Source organism: Pseudomonas sp. HP_08 (genome assembly GCF_055284095.1).
This window is the reverse complement of record NZ_JBTOQC010000026.1, coordinates 1-18688: the sequence shown is the minus strand read 5'-3', so window position 1 is coordinate 18688 and position 18688 is coordinate 1. Positions and strand designations below refer to the sequence as shown.

General features: G+C 62.5%; 21 protein-coding genes. 7 read left to right on the top strand and 14 right to left on the bottom strand.

Annotation, left to right across the window (positions count from 1 at the left end; translation table 11 throughout):
- Positions 1-3: 3 nt before the first annotated feature.
- From ACYAS9_RS21495 to fabR, 3 genes are all read right to left on the bottom strand, one after another.
- Positions 4-678, bottom strand: coding sequence for an urease accessory protein UreF (locus ACYAS9_RS21495; RefSeq protein WP_463570327.1), 675 nt, complete (start codon positions 676-678; stop codon positions 4-6).
- Positions 675-1175 (bottom strand): urease accessory protein UreE, encoded by a 501-nt coding sequence (gene ureE, locus ACYAS9_RS21490; RefSeq protein ID WP_463570326.1) that lies wholly within the window; start codon positions 1173-1175, stop codon positions 675-677. The genes ACYAS9_RS21495 and ureE overlap by 4 nt, the downstream gene beginning before the upstream one ends.
- A 173-nt stretch (positions 1176-1348) precedes the next feature.
- Positions 1349-1975 (bottom strand): HTH-type transcriptional repressor FabR, encoded by a 627-nt coding sequence (fabR, locus tag ACYAS9_RS21485; protein ID WP_463570325.1) that lies wholly within the window; start codon positions 1973-1975, stop codon positions 1349-1351.
- Between the two features lie 154 nt (positions 1976-2129).
- On the opposite strand from fabR, the gene ACYAS9_RS21480 reads away from it, so the two are divergent.
- Positions 2130-4196, top strand: a complete 2067-nt coding sequence (locus ACYAS9_RS21480; RefSeq protein WP_463570324.1) for an AsmA family protein — start codon at positions 2130-2132, stop codon at positions 4194-4196.
- Positions 4197-4211: 15 nt separating this feature from the next.
- Here the strand turns inward: ACYAS9_RS21480 and ACYAS9_RS21475 are convergent, their stop codons facing one another.
- Together ACYAS9_RS21475 and ACYAS9_RS21470 are read right to left on the bottom strand one after the other, a co-directional pair.
- Positions 4212-5126, bottom strand: coding sequence for a bestrophin family protein (locus tag ACYAS9_RS21475; RefSeq protein ID WP_463570323.1), 915 nt, complete (start codon positions 5124-5126; stop codon positions 4212-4214).
- Positions 5127-5219: 93 nt separating this feature from the next.
- A complete protein-coding gene (locus ACYAS9_RS21470; protein WP_459746436.1) occupies positions 5220-5762 on the bottom strand; it encodes a ferritin-like domain-containing protein in 543 nt (180 codons plus the stop codon).
- A gap of 112 nt (positions 5763-5874) precedes the next feature.
- Here ACYAS9_RS21470 and ACYAS9_RS21465 point away from each other — a divergent pair, with 112 nt between their 5' ends.
- Positions 5875-6054, top strand: coding sequence for a small membrane protein YohP (locus tag ACYAS9_RS21465; protein WP_463570322.1), 180 nt, complete (start codon positions 5875-5877; stop codon positions 6052-6054).
- 65 nt (positions 6055-6119) lie between these two features.
- Here ACYAS9_RS21465 and osmE read toward each other — a convergent pair whose 3' ends face one another.
- A complete protein-coding gene (gene osmE / locus ACYAS9_RS21460) occupies positions 6120-6458 on the bottom strand; it encodes an osmotically-inducible lipoprotein OsmE (RefSeq protein WP_463570321.1) in 339 nt (112 codons plus the stop codon).
- 193 nt (positions 6459-6651) lie between these two features.
- Here osmE and ACYAS9_RS21455 point away from each other — a divergent pair, with 193 nt between their 5' ends.
- Entirely contained in the window at positions 6652-7542 is an 891-nt protein-coding gene (locus tag ACYAS9_RS21455; protein WP_463570320.1) for an esterase/lipase family protein, read from the top strand.
- 94 nt (positions 7543-7636) lie between these two features.
- Positions 7637-8647, top strand: coding sequence for an AI-2E family transporter (locus tag ACYAS9_RS21450; protein WP_459746427.1), 1011 nt, complete (start codon positions 7637-7639; stop codon positions 8645-8647).
- Positions 8648-8725: 78 nt separating this feature from the next.
- Here ACYAS9_RS21450 and ACYAS9_RS21445 read toward each other — a convergent pair whose 3' ends face one another.
- Positions 8726-9991 (bottom strand): Hsp70 family protein, encoded by a 1266-nt coding sequence (locus ACYAS9_RS21445; protein WP_463570319.1) that lies wholly within the window; start codon positions 9989-9991, stop codon positions 8726-8728.
- 105 nt (positions 9992-10096) lie between these two features.
- Between ACYAS9_RS21445 and ACYAS9_RS21440 the strand changes: the two genes are divergently transcribed.
- The 3 genes from ACYAS9_RS21440 (at position 10097) to ACYAS9_RS21430 (ending at position 13370) form a co-directional block, all read left to right on the top strand.
- The gene (locus tag ACYAS9_RS21440) at positions 10097-11770 is read left to right on the top strand and encodes a DUF4153 domain-containing protein (protein ID WP_463570318.1); all 1674 of its coding nucleotides are present in this window, start codon (positions 10097-10099) and stop codon (positions 11768-11770) included.
- 149 nt (positions 11771-11919) lie between these two features.
- The gene (cbpA, locus tag ACYAS9_RS21435; protein WP_463570317.1) at positions 11920-12861 is read left to right on the top strand and encodes a curved DNA-binding protein; all 942 of its coding nucleotides are present in this window, start codon (positions 11920-11922) and stop codon (positions 12859-12861) included.
- 101 nt (positions 12862-12962) lie between these two features.
- Positions 12963-13370 carry a YbbN family protein gene (locus ACYAS9_RS21430; RefSeq protein ID WP_463570316.1) on the top strand — a complete coding sequence of 136 codons (408 nt, stop codon included), beginning with the start codon at positions 12963-12965 and terminating at the stop codon, positions 13368-13370.
- On the opposite strand, the gene ureC is transcribed toward ACYAS9_RS21430, so the two are convergent.
- The 7 genes from ureC to urtE all read right to left on the bottom strand — a co-directional run bounded on the left by ureC (position 13367) and on the right by urtE (position 18551).
- Positions 13367-15067 (bottom strand): urease subunit alpha, encoded by a 1701-nt coding sequence (gene ureC / locus ACYAS9_RS21425; RefSeq protein ID WP_463570315.1) that lies wholly within the window; start codon positions 15065-15067, stop codon positions 13367-13369. The genes ACYAS9_RS21430 and ureC overlap by 4 nt on opposite strands.
- A gap of 154 nt (positions 15068-15221) precedes the next feature.
- On the bottom strand, positions 15222-15527 hold the full coding sequence (locus ACYAS9_RS21420; protein WP_459746419.1) for an urease subunit beta: 306 nt from the start codon (positions 15525-15527) through the stop codon (positions 15222-15224).
- Positions 15524-16057: a GNAT family N-acetyltransferase gene (locus ACYAS9_RS21415; protein WP_463570314.1), complete on the bottom strand. Its 534-nt coding sequence runs from the start codon at positions 16055-16057 to the stop codon at positions 15524-15526. Before ACYAS9_RS21415 ends, ACYAS9_RS21420 begins: the two co-directional genes overlap by 4 nt.
- 12 nt (positions 16058-16069) lie before the next feature.
- Positions 16070-16612: a GNAT family N-acetyltransferase gene (locus ACYAS9_RS21410; RefSeq protein ID WP_463570313.1), complete on the bottom strand. Its 543-nt coding sequence runs from the start codon at positions 16610-16612 to the stop codon at positions 16070-16072.
- A gap of 27 nt (positions 16613-16639) precedes the next feature.
- Positions 16640-16942 carry an urease subunit gamma gene (locus tag ACYAS9_RS21405; RefSeq protein ID WP_463570312.1) on the bottom strand — a complete coding sequence of 101 codons (303 nt, stop codon included), beginning with the start codon at positions 16940-16942 and terminating at the stop codon, positions 16640-16642.
- A gap of 19 nt (positions 16943-16961) precedes the next feature.
- The gene (locus ACYAS9_RS21400) at positions 16962-17807 is read right to left on the bottom strand and encodes an urease accessory protein UreD (protein WP_463570311.1); all 846 of its coding nucleotides are present in this window, start codon (positions 17805-17807) and stop codon (positions 16962-16964) included.
- Between the two features lie 45 nt (positions 17808-17852).
- On the bottom strand, positions 17853-18551 hold the full coding sequence (gene urtE / locus ACYAS9_RS21395; RefSeq protein WP_463570310.1) for an urea ABC transporter ATP-binding subunit UrtE: 699 nt from the start codon (positions 18549-18551) through the stop codon (positions 17853-17855).
- Between the last annotated feature and the right edge of the window lie 137 nt (positions 18552-18688).

The window sequence follows — 18688 nt, the reverse complement described above, 5'->3', positions numbered from 1 at the left end:
GGTTCAGGACCGGAACAACCGGCTGTATTGACGTTCATGGGCCATGCTGGCCAGCGCCAGGCCAAACGGCGCGCTGCCCCATTGCGGGCTGTCCAGGCGGCTGGCGTGCTGGCGGGCCTGTTGCAGCGCCGGCAGCAATTCGCTGGTCAGGCGCTGTGCAGCCTGTTGGCCCAGTGGCAAGGTTTTCATCAGCACCGCCAGCTGGTTTTCCAGCCAGCTCCAGAGCCAGGCGGCCAGGGCTTCCTGCGGCTCGATTTGCCAGGCGCGGGCGGCCAGCGCCCAGCCCAGGGCGATATGCGGCTCGCCGATTTGCGCCAGAAAGCGCCGCGCCGGGCGATCAAGTTCGGTCAGGCCGTTGAGCAATTGCTGCAACGAATAGCCCATCTGCCGGCTTTCCTGGTGCAGCTCGCGGGTTTCCCGGCTGGCGCGGTGTTCTTCGCTCAGTTGCAGCAGTTGCCCCCAATCTTGCTCAAGGGCGGCCGTGCAATGCGCCAGCAGCAGCGGCGCCTCGAAGCGCGCCAGGTTGAGCAGCAACTGATCGCTGATCCAGCGCCGGGCGCTGAGCGAGTCATGCACCAGGCCGTTGTCGACCGCCAGTTCCAGCCCTTGTGAATAGCTGTAACCGCCGATCGGCAACTGCGGGCTGGCCAGGCGCAGCAGCGCCCAGGCGTTGTTCATGTGCGCACGCCGAACTGATGCAGGCGCGGCGCGTAGTTGAAGTCTTCTTCGCCGGCACGGGAATGGTGATGGCCGCCGCCATAAGCGCCGTGTTCCGGCTCGAAGGGCGCCTCAAGGGTTTCGCAGCGGGCGCCGAGCTGGTCGAGCATGGCCTTGAGCACATAGTCGTCGAGCAAACGCAGCCAGCTATCGCCCACTTGCAGCGCGACATGGCGATTGCCCAGGTGATACGCGGCGCGCGTCAGCTCGAACGCGCTGCTGCAGGTGACGTGCAGCAGTTGTTCCGGGCGGGCGCGAACCCGCACGATGCGTCCGTCTTCGGCTTGCAGGCATTCGCCATCGTGCAGCGGCGACTGGCCGCGGGCCAGAAACAGGCCGACATCTTCCTGCTCGGTGCTGAAGCAGCGCAGGCGGCTTTTGCTGCGCGCCTCGAAGGTAAGCAACAATTCGGCGTCCCAGTGATCCCGGGCTTCGATGCGTTTATGAATGACCAGCATTGGCAGGCTTCCAGCGATTGGCAATGCTTCATGACAGAGCAAGGGGCTTGCCAACGTGCCTTGAACGAGCAAAAAGCCACTTCGAGGTGTCTGCAATGGGAGTTTGGCGTGGGGTTTGTGCGTTATTTTGGTGCGTCAAGACAAGACTGTATCGAAATGGTGCTTTATCTGTCTTAGTGATTCAAGCCGCGCCAGTGCCGGGCGCCCATGAAAATAAAGCGTAATTGCTCGGTGATCTTTGCCTGTGGCGTCTGATGCGCAGCCAGCGGTGTGGCGGGCGGGTCGATCAGTTCGGGGAGCATGGCGAACACGCTCTTGACCACCAGGTCGGCGATGATCGCCAGCGAAGCCGGGCTCAGGTGTTGCCACTTGGACATCTTGCCAAGGTCGGTGGACAAGTCGGCGACAATGCCTTCGCGCAGCGCGGCCAGCGCCTGGCGTACCTTGAGCGAGCCGCCATATTGCTCGCGGGCCAGAAACAGGAACTGCGCCCGGTTGGCCGTCACGTCTTCAAGAAAGATGCGCACCGAGGCTTCGATCAGGCCGCCCATGACCATTTCGTTATGCCGCACCAGACGAATGGTCTGCCGAAAGGTCTGGCCCACTTCCGTCACCAGTGCCAGGCCCAACTGGTCCATATCGTCGAAGTGCCGATAGAAGCCGGTCGGTACGATGCCGGCGGTGCGCGCCACCTCGCGCAGGCTCAGGCTGGCGAACCCGCGCCCGCTCTCCATCAGCCGGTGAGCGGCTTCAAGCAGGGCTTTGCGGGTCTGTTGCTTTTGTTCGGCGCGGGCTGACATTACACGGTGCTTCTGGCGATAAACTGCGCCGCACTTTAGCACGCCCTAATTTGATTCACGATTGGGTCAAACCCTCACGGCTTTTATGAGTCCTAAGCGATATGTCGTTTTCGGCGCGCCCCGGATGGCGTGCTGGTTTTAGGAGATTTGTGCAATGACGCGCAGCCGCAAGATTATCGCCTGGACAGCGGGCATCCTGATTGCCCTGCTGGCCATCCTGATCGTGGTGATTGCCACGTTCGACTGGAACCGCATCAAGCCGATGCTCAACGACAAGGTCAGCCAGGCGCTGAACCGACCGTTTGCCATCAACGGCGACCTGAGCGTGCACTGGCAGCGCGAGACCGAGGAGGGCGGCTGGCGCGCCTGGGTGCCGTGGCCGCAGTTTGTTGCTCAGGACCTGAGCCTGGGCAACCCCGACTGGTCGAAGCAGCCGCAGATGGTCACGCTCAAGGAAGTCACCTTCCGCTTGTCGCCCCTGCCGTTGCTGGTGCAGCACGTGGTGATCCCGCGTATCGAACTGACCGGCCCCGACGCGAAGCTTGAGCGCCTGGCCGACGGTCGCGCCAACTGGGTATTCGACTTGCCGGCCTCCGACCCTGATGCCAAGCCGTCGGCCTGGGTGCTGGACATCGGTTCGATCAAGTTCGACAAGGGGCTGGTCAGCTTCAAGGACCAGACCCTCAACGCGCAGATGGAAGCGGTCATTACGCCGTTGGGCAAGCCGATCCCGTTCAGCGACATTGTCGGCGGCAAGGAAGCCAAGAAAGCCGCCGACAAGGGGCTGGTGCCGCAGGACTATGCGTTTGCCTTTACCACCAAGGGCCAGTATCGCGGCCAGGCGGTGAACGGCAACGGCAAGGTCGGTGGCTTGCTGGCCCTCAAGGACGCTAACCAGCCGTTCCCGGTACAGGCCGACGTGCGCATCGGCGACACCCATGCGGTGATCGCCGGCACCCTGACCGACCCGCAGAACTTCGGCGCGCTCGACCTGCGCCTCAAGCTGGAAGGCGCCAGCCTGAGTAACCTCTATCCGCTGACCGGCGTGACCCTGCCCGATTCCGGAGCCTACTCGACCGACGGGCGCCTGATCGCGCGCCTCAAGGACCCGCAAGGCGCCAGCTTTCGCTATGAAGGCTTCAACGGCAAGATCGGCAACAGCGATATTCATGGCGACCTGGGCTTCGTCGCCAGCCAGCCACGGCCCAAGCTGACCGGCAAGCTGGTGTCCGACCAGTTGCTGTTCAGCGACCTGGCCCCGCTGATCGGTGCCGACTCCAATGCCGAGCAGAAAAAGCGCGGCGGGCAGAGCAAGCAGCCGGCGACCAAGGTGCTGCCGGTCGAAACCTTCGAGACCGCCCGCTGGCGCGCCATGGACGCCGATGTCGAGTTCACCGGCAAGCGCATCGTGCAGAGCCCGGACCTGCCCTTCACCGACCTGTACACCCACGTGCTGCTCGACGATGGCCAGCTCAGCCTGCAACCGCTGCGCTTTGGCGTGGCCGGCGGCAAGCTCGACGCCGACATTCGCCTGGACGGTCGCGCCCAGCCATTGCAGGGCCGCGCCAAACTGACGGCGCGCGGCTTCAAGCTCAAGCAGTTGTTCCCCACCTTCGAGCCGATGAAAACCAGCTTTGGCGAGTTGAATGGCGATGCCGATATCAGTGGCCGAGGCAACTCGGTGGCCGCCTTGCTGGGCACCGCCAACGGCGAGCTGCGCATGCTGATCAACGACGGCGCGATCAGTCGTGGCCTGATGGAAATTGCCGGGCTCAACGTCGGCAACTACGTGGTCGGCGAGCTGTTCGGCGACAAGGAAGTGAAGATCAACTGCGCGGTGACCGATTTCGCCATCAAGGACGGCCTGGCCGACAGCCGCCTGTTCGTCTTCGACACCGAGAACGCGATCATTCACATCACCGGTAACGCCAACCTCAAGACCGAGCAACTGGACCTGAGTATCAACCCTGAGTCCAAGGGCTTCCGGGTGTTCTCGCTGCGCTCGCCGCTGTACGTCAACGGCCCGTTCGCCAAGCCCAACGCCGGGGTGAAAACCGGCCCGTTGCTGCTGCGCGGCGCCGGCATGGTTGCCTTGGGTATCGCTGCCGGTCCTGCTGCCAGCCTGCTGGCACTGGTTGCCACCGGTGATAACGAACCGGACCAGTGCACACCGCTGCTGGAGCAGATCAGGGCCGGCAAGCTGAACAAGACGGTTAAATAAGGTCCAGGGCACCGATCAGAGCAATACCCCATCCACCGCTTTAACCGGCGGTGGTGCGGGTTGGTCCAGCAACTCCAGCACGGCGATCTCGACACTGCGGCACATGGCTTCCAGTGGCAGGTCGTTGGGCTGGGTGTCGAACGGGTCGGAGATCTGGTCGCCCAGCGCATCGAGCCCGAAAAAGGTGTAGGCCAGGATGCACACGGCCAGCGGTGTAAACCAGCCGATGCTGTCGACCAGGCAAAAGGGCAGCAGCAGGCAATACACATGCACGGTGCGATGCAGCAGCAAAATATACGGGTACGGAATGGGCGTGCCCTTGATCCGTTCGCAACCACCCAGCACGTATGAGAGCCGGCTGAGCTGCTGATCGATATTCACCGCCACCACCTCGGCGGCCTGCGCGTGCCGGGCCGCGGCCATGTAGCGTTCGCCCAGTAAGCCAAGCCACACGCTGGGCGGATTCTGCCGGCCCACTACCGCCTCGGCATCCGTGCCCAACAGCCGTCGTTCCTGATCGCCTGGCGCATTGCCGCGCAAATGCTGCTTGAGCAAATAGGCAAAGCCAATCAAGCCGTCGGCCAGTGAGCGGCGCTGTTCAGCACTCAGCGCTGGCAGCAGGCTGCGTGTCTGGCGGGTCAGGTTGCGGCTGACGATCAGCATCTCGCCCCATAGCGTTCGCGCCTCCCAGAAGCGCTGGTAGGCCACGGTGTTACGGAAACCGAGAAAGATCGCCAGCGTCAGCCCCCATAACGTGAAGGGCGTGGCCGTCAGGCTGAATTTGAAGCTGAACAGGGTGCCATGCACGGCAACCACGGCGGTACTGATCAGCACGGTAAACAGCACCTTGCGCCAGATGGCCGGGATGATCGAACCCTTGAGGGAAAACAGCAGCGTGAGCGTATCGGGGTTTTGCGGACGAGTGATCACGGCGGGGCAAGACTCCGGATGCCTGGGGAGTCCGCTATGGTATTGGATCGATAACGCGGCCGGTAGCAGGCCGCGTTGTCTCGGTCGGACCTGTTACAGGTCGGCCAGGATGTCCGCCATGTCGTCGGCGTGTTCTTCTTCCTGGGCCAGGATGTCTTCAAAGATACGACGGGTAGTCGGGTCCGATTCGCCGATGTACTGGATGATCTCGCGATAGCTGTCCACAGCAATGCGCTCGGCGACCAGGTCTTCGTAGACCATTTCCTTCAGGTTATTGCCGGCTACATATTGGGCGTGGGAATTCTTCGACAGGGTGTCGGGGTTGAATTCCGGTTCGCCGCCCAGTTGCACGATGCGTTCGGCCAGTTTGTCGGCATGCTCGGCTTCCTGCTGCGCGTGCTCCAGAAACTCTGCCGCTGCCACGCTGGCCTTGAGGCCGGTGGCCATGTAGTGGTGACGTTTGTAGCGCAGCACGCAGACCAGTTCGGTGGCCAGCGACTCGTTGAGCAGACGCAGGATGGTTTCCCGATCAGCGCTGTAGCCTTCGGTGACCGCGCCGTTTTCCACATTGTGCCGCGCACGTTCGCGCAGTGTGCTGACGTCGGACAGTTGCGGGGCCTGGTTAAGGCTATTCATGGTGGTTCTCCTCACTCATCAGGGGTGACGCTTCGCTGTTTTACGGTCGGTGCCGGCGAAGTCGTTACAAGGTGTGAGTGATGGGCCTCCAGAAAGTTTTATCGAATATTGCTTGTCCGACCGTTTGCATGATCGCTGGCAAATTCACGAAACGACTGAGGCGGCCCAGGGTCACAACCGTGAGACTCATCAATGGAGAAGTACAATGCTGAAGTTCCTCGGTGGCACCGTCGGTATCATTTTTCTGATCGGCCTGATCGTGGTCATTGCCCTGTTCAAGCTGGTTTTCTGAGCGACGAATACAAAAAAGGCCCGGTGCAGTGACTGCACCGGGCCTTTTTCATTTAATCGGGAGCGTTACAGCGCGCGCTCGTTTTTCTCGCGTTGTTCGCAGGTCATGAAGCCCTTGTGTACCACGCGGCCGTCGCTGTTGAAGCTGACGTGATACACCTGCTGATGACCTTCATGGGTCAGCACATAGTTATTGCAGGTGCCGGGGCTGACGGTGCGCTGCACCACAGTCGATGGCGTGCCGCCAATGGTCAGGACTTGCTGGCGCGTCATGCCGTCCTCGACCTGCTTGACCAGCGGCTGGTCGCGGTAGGTCACGTAATCCACAGGGTTTTGCACCGTGGTGTTGGTACAACCGGTCAATGCCACCAGCGCGCAAGTCGCTGCGATTATGCTCTTGTACATCGCTGCCTCTCCGTATGACAGAGCCAATACCGGCTCGATATCCGTTTGAGCAGCGGCGGCTGGCGAGAGTTCGATACAAATGTGGCCAGAAGGCATCAGTGCTTGTTCGTCATGTTGTGCCGCCTGAGTAGTAAACGCCGCTAGGCTCAACTGCAGCAGCCGTTGACCTCACGATTTGCCTCAGGAACGCCCCATGTCCGATGAATACGCGACCCGCTATCCGTTGTTACTGGTGCCCGGCCTGTTGGGATTTGTCAGGTTCCTGGCCTATCCCTATTGGTTCGGCATCATCAAGCCGCTGGAGAAGGGCGGAGCCAGCGTCCATCCCGTCATGGTTTCCGGGGTCAACTCCTCGGAAGTCCGTGGCGAGCAGTTGCTACAGGCGGTCGAGCAGGTGCTGCGTGACACCGGTGCGATCAGGGTCAACCTGATCGGCCACAGCCAGGGCGCGCTGAGTGCGCGCTATGTGGCCGCCAAACGGCCGGACCTGGTGGCCTCGGTCACGTCCGTCGCCGGCCCCAACCATGGTTCGGAGCTGGCCAATTACCTTGAACGGCGCTTTGCGCCCGGTACGCCGGGCGGGCGTATCGTCAATATGCTGATTGGCCTGATGGCCTGGCTGATCTCGGTGTTCGAGACAGGCTATCGCGGGCCGAAACTGCCAAACGATGTCAGTGCCTCGCACCGATCACTGACCACCGCCGGCGTCGGGGTGTTCAATAGGCTGTACCCGCAAGGTTTGCCTGAGACCTGGGGCGGGCAAGGGCCGGCACTGGTCAACGGGGTGCGCTATTACTCCTGGTCCGGGGTGCTCAAGCCCGGCATCACCAATCGCGGACGCAACCTTATCGACGGCTCCAATGTCACCTGCCGGCTGTTTGCGAGCACCTTCGTCAAGGAGCGCGGCCAGTGCGATGGCATGGTCGGGCGCTACAGCTCGCACCTGGGCGTGGTGATCGACGACGACTATCCGCTGGATCACTTCGATATCGTCAACCAGATGATGGGCCTGGTGGGCAAGGGCGCGCAGCCGGTGCAGCTGTTTCTGGACCATGCTGCGCGGCTGAAGGCGGCGGGTCTTTAAGCATCGGCTGACACGGATGGTTGTCCGGTCACTGGTCCTCAGTGTGGAAGGCTGGCAGACTGCCTGCCTGTTCATGCTGCCGGTATGAGGCTCTATGCCAACGTTTTCTTCGCGCCAGGTGTTCCTGGCCAGCTGGATCATCATGTTTGGCGGTTTGCTGATGGTTTTGCCGTTCAGGTTATTGCCGAGCCTGCTGGCCGGTTTGCTGGTCTTCGAACTGGTCAATATGCTGACCCCCAAGCTGCAACGCCTGATTGCCGGCGAGCGTGCGCGCTGGCTGGCGGTGGCGTTGCTCGGCACGCTGGTGGTCAGCCTGCTGGCGCTGCTGTTTGCCGGCGCCTTCAGCTTTATCGTGCACGAAGCCGAAAATCCCGGCGCTTCGCTGGACAAGTTCATGACCCTGATCGATCGGGCGCGCGGTCAGCTACCGCCGTTCATCGAGGGCTATCTGCCGGCCAGTGCCGCCGAGTTCCGGGTGTCGCTGGTGGTGTGGCTGCAAAAGCACATCGGTGAATTGCAACTGATCGGCAAGGGCGCGGCGCACATGTTCGTGACCATGCTGATCGGCATGGTGCTGGGCGCGATCATCGCCTTGCAGCGCATCAGCGATGTCAGCAGTCGCAAGCCCCTGGCAGCAGCACTGTTCGACCGGCTGTACCTGCTCAGCCAGGCGTTTCGCAACATCGTGTTTGCGCAGATCAAGATTTCCCTGCTCAACACCGCGCTGACCTCGATCTTCCTGGCAGTGGTGCTGCCGTTGTGCGGTATTCACCTGCCGCTGACCAAGACCCTGATCTTCATGACTTTCCTCCTCGGCCTGTTGCCGGTGGTCGGCAACCTGATGTCCAACACGCTGATCTTCATCGTCGGCCTGTCGGTGTCGTTATGGGTCGGGGTGGCGGCGCTCAGTTACCTGATCGTTATCCACAAGGTCGAATACTTCCTCAACGCACGCATCGTCGGCGGCCAGATCAGCGCCAAATCATGGGAGCTGCTGCTGGCCATGCTGCTGTTCGAAGCCGCCTTCGGCTTGCCCGGCGTGGTGGCGGGACCGGTGTACTACGCCTACTTCAAAAGCGAACTGCGCAAGGAAGGACTCGTTTAGCGGCAAGCTGGTAAGCCACAAGCGGCAAGTTGATCGCGGTGTTCTTGCCGCTCATAGCTTGTAGCTTGCAGCTGCCCCTTATCCGTAGCGTTTCTTGGCTTCGATCGCCAGGCCGCTGCCGATGCTGCCGAAGATGTTGCCTTCCACGTGGCGGGCGTTGGGCAGCATGTGGGCGACGCTGTTGCGCAGGGCCGGGATGCCGCTGGAGCCGCCGGTGAAGAACACGGTGTTGACCTGCTCGACGCCGACGCCGGCCTTGTTCAGCAGCTCGGTCACGCTGTTGCGCACCTGTTGCAGCTGCGAGTCGATGGCGGCTTCGAACAGCTGGCGGCTCAGTTCCACACTCAGCCCGGCCTCGATGCGATCCATGGCGACCAGACGCTGCTCGGCATGGGTCAGCTCGATCTTGCTGGCTTCCACTTCCATTGCCAGCCAGTGGCCGGCGCGCTGTTCGATCAGCTTGAACAGGCGGTCGATGCCGCTTGTGTCTTCGATGTCGTAGCGCATGTTGCCCAGCGCCAGGGTAGATTTCTGCGAGTAGACGCTGTTGATCGTGTGCCAGGTCGCCAGGTTGATATGGTGGCTGGTGGGCATGAACGCGCCGCTTTTCATCCGGCTGCCGTGGCCGAACAGCGGCATCACGCCTTGCAGGCTCAGTTGCTTGTCGAAGTCGGTGCCGCCGATGTGCACGCCTCCGGTGGCCAGGATGTCCTGCTGGCGGTCGTCCTGATGACGGCGCTCCGGTGACAGGCGCACCAGGGAAAAGTCCGATGTACCGCCGCCAATGTCGACGATCAGTACCAGCTCTTCCTGTTTGATGGTCGACTCGTAGTCGAAGGCGGCCGCGATGGGTTCGAACTGGAACGACACGTCCTTGAAGCCGATCTTGCGCGCCACGGCGGCCAGGGTGTCTTCGGCTTCCTGGTCGGCCTGGGCGTCGTCGTCGACGAAATGCACCGGACGGCCCAGTACCACCTGATCGAACTCACGGCCGGCGGTGCGCTCGGCGCGCTTTTTCAGCTCGCCGATAAACAGCCCCAACAGGTCGGTGAACGGCATGGCCGTGCCCAGCACGCTGGTGTCGTGCTTGATCAGCTTGGAACCCAGCAGGCTCTTGAGCGAGCGCATCAGGCGGCCTTCGTAGCCTTCCAGGTACTCGTGCAGGGCCATGCGGCCATACGCCGGGCGACGCTCTTCGATGTTGAAGAACACCACTGAGGGCAGGGTGATCTTGTCGTCCTCCAGCGCAATCAGCGACTCCATGCCCGGACGCAGCCAGCCGACAGTGGAGTTGGACGTGCCGAAGTCGATGCCACAGGCACGGGCTGGGGATTGGTCATTCATGAGCGGTACGTTCCAGTGAAAAAAACGGCCGCGCAGTTTATGTCAGCATGGCGCGATTGCGTAGTGCTGTTGTCCGATTGATGTGGCTTCTACAAGGAAAATGTAATGTCTCCACCTCATAAGCAATCGTTGCCGCTGTATCTGGGCATTGGTCTGGTCCAGTCACTGCTGCTGGCCGTGGCCGTGCACGGGGAATGGGCCTGGCTTGCCGCCGGCGGCATGGTGCTGGTCCTCAACCTGCAACTGTTCGGCAGCGAGGCCTTGCAGCGTCGGGCCTTGCTTTGGAGTGTCCTGCTGGCGCTGCTGATCGCGCAGGCCACCGCGTGGTCCTGGCATTCCTCGCCGGATGACGCCTATGACCCGAGCTGGTCGATGACCAGTTGGGTGCTGGCCGGCACGCTGGTGACGTATGTGGCCACCGCGTTCATTCTCGGCTGGCCGTCGGGGGTGCGCTGGCGGGTGCCGTATGAAGCGCTGTTCCGCCATGCCTGGAACAATGCTTTTGTCGTGCTGCTGGCGCTGTTGCTCATGTGCCTGTTCTGGAGCCTGTTGCAGCTGTGCGCCAGCCTGTTCGAGATGATCGGCATCGTCTGGCTCAAGCAGGCCATCGATAACCACTATGTGATCATCGTCTGCCTGAGCCTGGTGTTTTCGCTGGGCATGCGCATGGGCCGCGACAACGAGCGGGTCATCGGCCTGCTGCGCGGCATCCTGCTGAGCCTGTGCCACTTTCTGGCGCCACTGGCGGCGCTGATCGTGGTGCTGTTCAGCCTGAGCCTGCCGTTTACCGGCCTTGAGTCGATCTGGAAGACCGGTTATGCCACGGCGATTCTGTTGTCGCTGGTGGCGATCACGGTGTTTCTGGTCAATGGCGTGTTTCAGGACGGGCGTCAGGGTTGCCCGTATCCACGCGGGCTGCGCTGGCTGGTCGACATCGGCCTGATGTGTTTGCCGGTGTTGACCGCGCTGGCCGGTTATTCGACCTGGTTGCGCCTGAGCCAGTACGGCCTGTCGCCGTCGCGCTTCATCGCCGCATTGATGGTGGTGATTGCCGCGCTGTACAGCCTGGCGGCGTTGTATGCGGTGTTGCGCCACCGGGCGCAGTGGCTCGGCAGCCTGCGGGTGAGCAACCCGTTGCTGGCGTTGCTGGTGTGTATCGTTTTGCTGGCGATTCACAGCCCATGGTTCAACGCGCAGGAGCTGAGTGCGCGCAATCAGGTACAGCGCTTGCTGGATGGCCGCACACCTGCCGAGCGCTTCGACGCCGATTACCTGTACTGGAAACTGGGCGACGCCGGGCGTCGGCAATTCGAGTGGTTGTCGAGCCATCTGGACCAGCAGCCGCAGTGGGATGCCGCGACCCGCGAGGTGATTCGCTCGCGGCTGGACGATGGTCGCGATGCCCGGCTGCGCGAGCGGCCGATTACCGAGGCCAACCGCACCTGGATCGGCACGCCGGTCGAAGGTGCTGAACAATTCGCCAACCCCAAACTGGGCAGCCTCGACTGCAACCGCTTGCAATGCACGCTGTGGGCGGTCGATCTCAGTGGTGACGGGCGTAATGAAGTGCTGAGGTTTACGGCAAGCGGTGCGCAGATCGAGCTTTATCGGCGCAACGACGACGGCCGCTGGGTGCTGGCCGGTTATCTGCAAGGTGGCTACGAGAGCGGTGATCTGGCCGATCTGATCCGCCAGGGCAAGGCCCGGGTGGTCGAGCCGCGCTATCGCAACCTGCAGATTGGCGACCAGACCTACATGCCGTACGAGATGCAAGAGTAACGAAATGCACAAACGACCGCGATGCACTCGGCCATCGCGTGCGTTTGTCGATACACTCTGCGACTTTGAGCGGCTGCGGATGTCATTCTCTTGACAGCGCCTGCGGGTGTCTGTGCAGCGGCCGATAATTGGTGACGGGTGAGCGTTCGATGGATTTCAAAGACTATTACAAGATTCTTGGGGTAGAGCCTGCGGCCGACGACAAGGCGATCAAGGCCGCGTATCGCAAGCTGGCGCGCAAGTACCATCCCGATGTCAGCAAGGAAGCCGGTGCCGAAGACAAGTTCAAGGAGGCCACCGAGGCCTACGAAGTGCTTGGCACCCCGGATAAACGCGCCGAATACGACGAAATTCGCAAGTACGGTCATCAGGGCCGGCCGTTCCAGGCGCCGCCCGGCTGGCAGAGCCGCGCTGGCGCCGGTGGCGGAGGGTTTGGCAACGACACCACTGACTTCTCCGAGTTTTTCAGTTCCATCTTCGGTGGCCGTGCCCAGGCGGGCGCAAAGCCGCGCGGTCGCAAGGGCCAGGATGTCGACATGGAACTGGCGATCTTTCTCGAAGAGAGCATTTCCGGCGAGTCGAAGAAGATCAGCTACAAGGTGCCGCAGCACAACGCCGCCGGTCAGCGCGTGGCCGATGTCACCAAGACCCTCAACGTGAAAATCCCTGCCGGCGTGGCCGACGGCGAGCGCATTCGCCTCAAGAACCAGGGCGCGCCAGGCGTGGGCGGCGGAGAAAACGGTGATCTGTACCTGACCATTCGTCTCGCGCCGCACCCGCTGTTCGAGGTCGAAGGCCATGACCTGGTGATCAACGTGCCGCTGGCGCCGTGGGAAGCCGCACTGGGCACCAAGGTCGCGGTGCCGACCCTGACGGGGCGCATCAACCTGACCATCCGCCCCGACAGCCAGAACGGATTGCGCCTGCGGGTCAAGGGCAATGGTTTGCAGGACAAACAGGGCCAGCGCGGCGACCTGTACGCACAGGTGAAGATCGTCATGCCCAAGCAGAACGACGAAGCCAGCCGTGCCCTGTGGCAGAAACTGGCCGAAAAGGCAGGCTTTGATCCGCGCAGTGACTGGGGACGCTAAGGCGTTACCGGTGGGCGTCTACTGTCATTTCTGTCAGTAGACGCGGGCCTGCGACAGGGCGAGCCTTGTGCAACGGCCGTTATCTGCTGCAGGAGAGAGTCATGAGCCATCCCGTCATTGACCTGGACGATGCGCAGTTTGACCGGCGGGTCGTGCAATCGCGGGCCAGTCTGGTGATCGTCCAGTTCTCCGATGTGATCAAGGTCAATGCCCGGGGCACTGAAAACGCCAGTGCGCAAATGGACCGGGTGATCGACGCGCTGGCCGCCAGTGACAAGTACCCTGACAGTGAGTTCTTCAGGGTCGCCATTGAGCTGGACCGCACGCAGATACCGGTTGCAGTGACCCGCAACCCCGCCAGCGCCGCGCGTTTCGACATCAACCATGCGCCGACCACGGTGTTTCTTGAGCGGGGGCGGCAGGTGGGTAGCCAGATCGTCGGTTATTACCTTGAGTCCGAGCTGACCCGCAGCATTGAAAACGCGCGGGTCGGCCCGGTACGGGTCTAGAACAGAAAATACCGCTGCGCCATCGGCAGAACGTCAGCCGGTTCGCACCACAGCAATACTCCATCGGCCTTGACCTGATAGGTCTGCGGATCGACATCGATGACCGGCAGGTAATCGTTGTGGATCAGGTCCTTCTTCTGCACATTGCGGCAGCCCTTGACCACGCCAATCTGCTTTTTCAGGTCCAGTGATTGCGGCACGCCGGCATCGAACGCCGCCTGGCTGATAAAGGTCAGGCTGGTGGCATGGATCGAAGCACCGTAACTGGCGAACATCGGGCGGTAGTGCACCGGTTGCGGGGTCGGGATAGAAGCGTTGGCGTCGCCCATCAGGCTGGCGGCAATCGCCCCGCCCTTGAGAATCAGGGTCGGCTTGACCCCGAAGAACGCCGGACGCCACAGCACCAGATCGGCCCATTTGCCCACTTCGACCGAACCGACTTCATGGCTGATGCCGTGGGTGATTGCCGGGTTGATGGTGTACTTGGCGATGTAGCGCTTGGCGCGGAAGTTGTCGTTGCCCGGTGCGTCTTCAGGCAGCGGGCCGCGCTGCTTTTTCATCTTGTCGGCGGTTTGCCAGGTGCGCAGGATCACTTCGCCGACCCGGCCCATGGCCTGGCTGTCGGAACTGAGCATCGAAAACGCGCCCAGATCGTGAAGAATGTCTTCGGCGGCGATGGTTTCGCGACGGATGCGGCTTTCGGCAAAGGCCACGTCTTCGGCGATGCTCGGGTCCAGGTGATGGCAGACCATCAGCATGTCGAGGTGTTCGTCGATGGTGTTGCGGGTAAACGGCCGGGTCGGGTTGGTCGAGCTGGGCAGCACGTTGGGCGAGCCGCAGGCCTTGATGATGTCCGGCGCATGGCCGCCACCGGCGCCTTCGGTGTGGTAGGTGTGAATGGTGCGGCCCTTGAACGCGCCCAGGGTGGTTTCGACAAAACCCGACTCGTTCAGCGTGTCGGTGTGGATCGCCACCTGCACGTCATAGTCATCGGCCACGCTCAGGCAGTTGTCGATGGCCGCAGGCGTCGTGCCCCAGTCTTCGTGCAGTTTCAAGCCAATGGCGCCGGCCTTGACCTGCTCGATCAACGGCTCCGGCAGGCTGGCGTTGCCCTTGCCGGTGAAACCGATGTTCATCGGAAACGAATCGGCGGCCTGGAGCATGCGCGCCATGTGCCACGGGCCTGGGGTCACGGTGGTGGCGTTGGTGCCGGTGGCCGGCCCCGTGCCGCCGCCAATCATGGTGGTCACGCCGCTCATCAGCGCTTCTTCGATCTGCTGCGGGCAGATGAAGTGAATGTGCGTGTCGACGCCGCCAGCGGTGAGGATCATGCCTTCGCCGGCAATCACCTCGGTGGCCGCGCCGATGGCGATGGTCACATCGGGCTGGATATCCGGGTTGCCGGCCTTGCCGATGGCCGCGATGCGCCCGTTCTTGAGGCCGACGTCGGCCTTGACGATGCCCCAGTGGTCGATGATCAGCGCGTTGGTGATCAGCGTATCGACCACCTCGGATGCCAGCAACTGGCCCTGGCCCATGCCATCACGGATCACCTTGCCGCCGCCGAATTTCACCTCTTCGCCATACGTGGTGAAGTCTTTCTCGACCTCGATCCACAGCTCGGTATCGGCCAGGCGAACCTTGTCGCCAACCGTGGGGCCGAACATGTCGGCGTAGGCTTGTCTGGAAATTTTCATGGTGTTTCCTTGTATTGACCGTCGCGCTCTACGTTTTCACGCGGGCCGGGTAGGAGCGCGCTTGCCCGCGATTGAGTGCGAAGCGCTCACAGAAATCTGTGAAACGCTGAAAATTTACGACTGCTAACGCAGCCGGTCACCGGCAAGCGGGCTCCTACAGGTCGCCCATTACGCGGCCGGCAAAGCCGTATACCTTGCGCAGGCCGGCAAGATCCACCAGTTCGACTTCGCGTGATTGCCCAGGCTCGAAGCGCACGGCGGTGCCGGCCGGGATGTTCAGGCGCATGCCGCGGCTGGCGGCGCGGTCGAAGGTCAGGGCGTCGTTGGTTTCGAAAAAGTGAAAGTGCGAACCCACCTGAATGGGCCGGTCGCCGCTGTTGGCGACCGTCAGGCTCAATGTGCGGCGGCCGGCGTTGAGTTCGATCTCGCCGGGCTGGATCTGGTATTGGCCAGGAATCATTGGGCGTGCCTCAAAGTCTTGAAATAAATGGCGGTTGGCCGGTAACGGCCTTCGGGGGTGGCGCAGTAATCGGGCAGCTCGCCGACGCGGTTGTAACCCAGCGCGCGGTAGAACGCTTCGGCCGGCGACTGCGCTTCGGTGTCCAGGTGCAACAGGCCGCGTTGTTGCTGCATGGCGGCCTGTTCCAGCACCGTCATCAACTGACGGCCCAGGCCGCGTTGGCGGGCGCGGTGCAACACCATGAGCTTCTGCACCTCGGCACGGTTGAGGCCGTTGGCTTTCTGGCACAGCACCAGTTGCACACTGGCCAGCACCTGTTCGTGCTCCACCACCACCCACAGCAACAGGCTGCCTGCGCCGATCTCGGTTTTCAGGCCATCGACCCAGGCCAGCGCCTGCGCTTCATCCAGATCGGCCATGAACCCTACCGACGCGCCGTGCTGCACGGCATCGAGCAACAGCCCGGCCAGCCCGTGGCGGTAATGGGCAAAACTGTCCACGGTGACGCGTCGCAATTGTCCGGGGTTCATGAAAACGTCCTGTCAGGTTTTTTGGGGGGCTTGCGACGCCGGGGCAATAGCGCCCGGCGACAGGTCCAGTTGCATGAAGGTCAGGTCCAGCCAGCGGCCGAACTTGGTGCCCACCTGCGGCATGTGTCCGGTAATGGTGAAGCCAAGGCGCTCGTGCAGGGCCACGGAGGCGGCGTTACCGCTTTCGATGGCGGCGACCATGATGTGCTTGTCGCAGGCGCGGGCGCGCTCGATCAGCGCCTTCATCAGCGTTGGCCCCAGGCCGCGGCCGCGCTGGTCGGCGCGGATATACACCGAGTGTTCGACGGTGTGCCGAAAGCCTTCAAAGGGCCGCCAGTCGCCGAACGATGAATAGCCCAGCACCTCACCTGCGGCATCGACGGCCACCAGAATCGGGTAAGCCTGTGTCTGGCGGGCGGCGTACCAGGCCTGGCGGTTGGCCAGATCGACCGGCTGCTCGTTCCAGATCGCGGTGGTGTTGAGCACCGCATCGTTGTAGATCGCCAGCACGCCGGGCAGGTCGGCGGGCAGGGCGTCGCGAATCAGGATGTCCATGGCAATTCTTTACTCGGGCAATAGGGCTCAGGCAATCGGTTGATGCACAGTCACCAGCTTGGTGCCGTCGGGGAAAGTCGCCTCGACCTGGATTTCCGGGATCATCTCCGGGATGCCCTCCATCACCTGATCGCGGCTGAGCAGGGTAGTGCCGTAGTGCATCAGCTCGGCCACTGTCTGGCCGTCACGCGCGCCTTCGAGCAGGGCGGCACTGATCAGCGCCATGGCCTCCGGGTAATTGAGCTTCAGACCGCGCGCCAGCCGGCGCTCGGCCACCAGGCCTGCGGTAAAAATCAGCATTTTGTCTTTTTCGCGGGGCGTCAGGTCCATGAGGACTCCGTTTGCATGTCTACGTGTTCCAGATTCTTGGCACAACCGCTTCGCGGCCCAGCAAGGCCGGGCGCAGGCGGTTCCAGATTTCGATCAGCCAGGCCCGCGCATGCAGTGCCTCATCGGCCAGGCAGCGGGCCACGATCAGCCCCGGCACCTGGCTGAGATCGCCGCGCACCGGGTTGGGCATCTTCAACGAGCGGCAGGTTTCCAGCAACTCGCTGTCGATCTCGCCGGTCATCAACAGCGTGGCGAAGACCGTCTTGCCGTCCAGGCCGATGGGCGAATCGAGCAAGCCGTCGCCGCCCTCGATGCGCTGGCGCTCATGCCAGAGCAGGCGGCCATCGCGGCGTATCTGCAGGTGCGACTGAAAATAACCTTCATCGAAGCGCTCGCCACTGGCCGGTCGGCCCAGCGCCACCACGTCCCAATAACACAGGCGCGCATCGCCATGCAGTTCGATATGGGTGTCCAGCTCGGCCCTGGCCTGGCTGAAGACAATGGTTTCCTGCGGCAGCCACTCAAGGGTCGCGCCGGATTCGACATGCAGGTTCAAATGCTGAAAGGCAGGACCGGCGGCGCGATACCACTTGGCCGCGCCGGGGCTGGTCAGTTGCGCCCAGGCCTCTGGCCCGACACGCGCCGAAATATCCAGCCGGTCGCCGCCGGCAATCCCGCCCGGCGGGTGGACGATGATGTGTTGGCACACCTCGGGACCTTCGGCATACAGGTGCTTTTGCACCCGCAACGGCCCGAGGTGACGGCGCTGCACCGGACGGGTGCTGTCGCCAAAGCGCGCATAGCCCAGCTCCAGCTCGGCATTCCAGCTGGGCGTGAACAGTGCGGTGTGGGCAGGCAAATTCATGCGTTCATGGCTCTATAGACAGACGGACACACCTTAACCAGTCCATCAGATCGTCACCAGCCCGCGCACGCCTTCGGCTTCCATGGTGTCGCCACGGCCTTGCTGGACGATCTCGCCGCGTGACATCACCAGGTACTGGTCGGCCAGTTCGGCGGCAAAATCATAGAACTGCTCGACCAGCAGAATGGCCATGTCGCCCTGTTCGGCCAGACGCTTGATCACCGCGCCGATTTCCTTGATCACCGACGGCTGAATACCTTCGGTGGGCTCATCGAGAATCAGCAGGCGCGGGCGGCTGGCCAGGGCGCGGCCGATAGCCAGTTGCTGTTGCTGACCGCCCGACAGGTCGCCGCCACGTCGATGCTTCATTTGCAGCAACACCGGAAACAGTTCGTAGATATGCGCGGGCACTTCCTTGGCCTGGCTGCCGGGAAAGCGCGACAGGCCCATCAGCAGGTTTTCCTCGACGGTCAGCCTGCCGAAAATCTCCCGGCCCTGCGGCACATAAGCGATGCCGGCATGCACCCGTTGGTGCGGCTTGAGCGAGGTGATGGGCTTGCCTTCCCACTGCACGCTGCCCTCTTTGGACGGCAACAGGCCCATCAGCACCTTGAGCAGCGTGGTCTTGCCCACGCCGTTACGGCCCAGCAGGCAGGTGACCTCGCCGACTTTAGCCTCGAACGACAGGCCACGCAGAATGTGGCTGCCGCCGTAATATTGGTGAAGCTTTTCGACTTGCAGCATGATTTTGTTTCCATATTTGGCGGATAAGCGAACCCCCCGTAGGAGCGCGCTTGCCCGCGACCGAGTGCGTAGCGCTCGCAAAATCTCGGAAACGCTGAAAATTTACGACTGCTAACGCAGCCGGTCGCGGGCAAGCG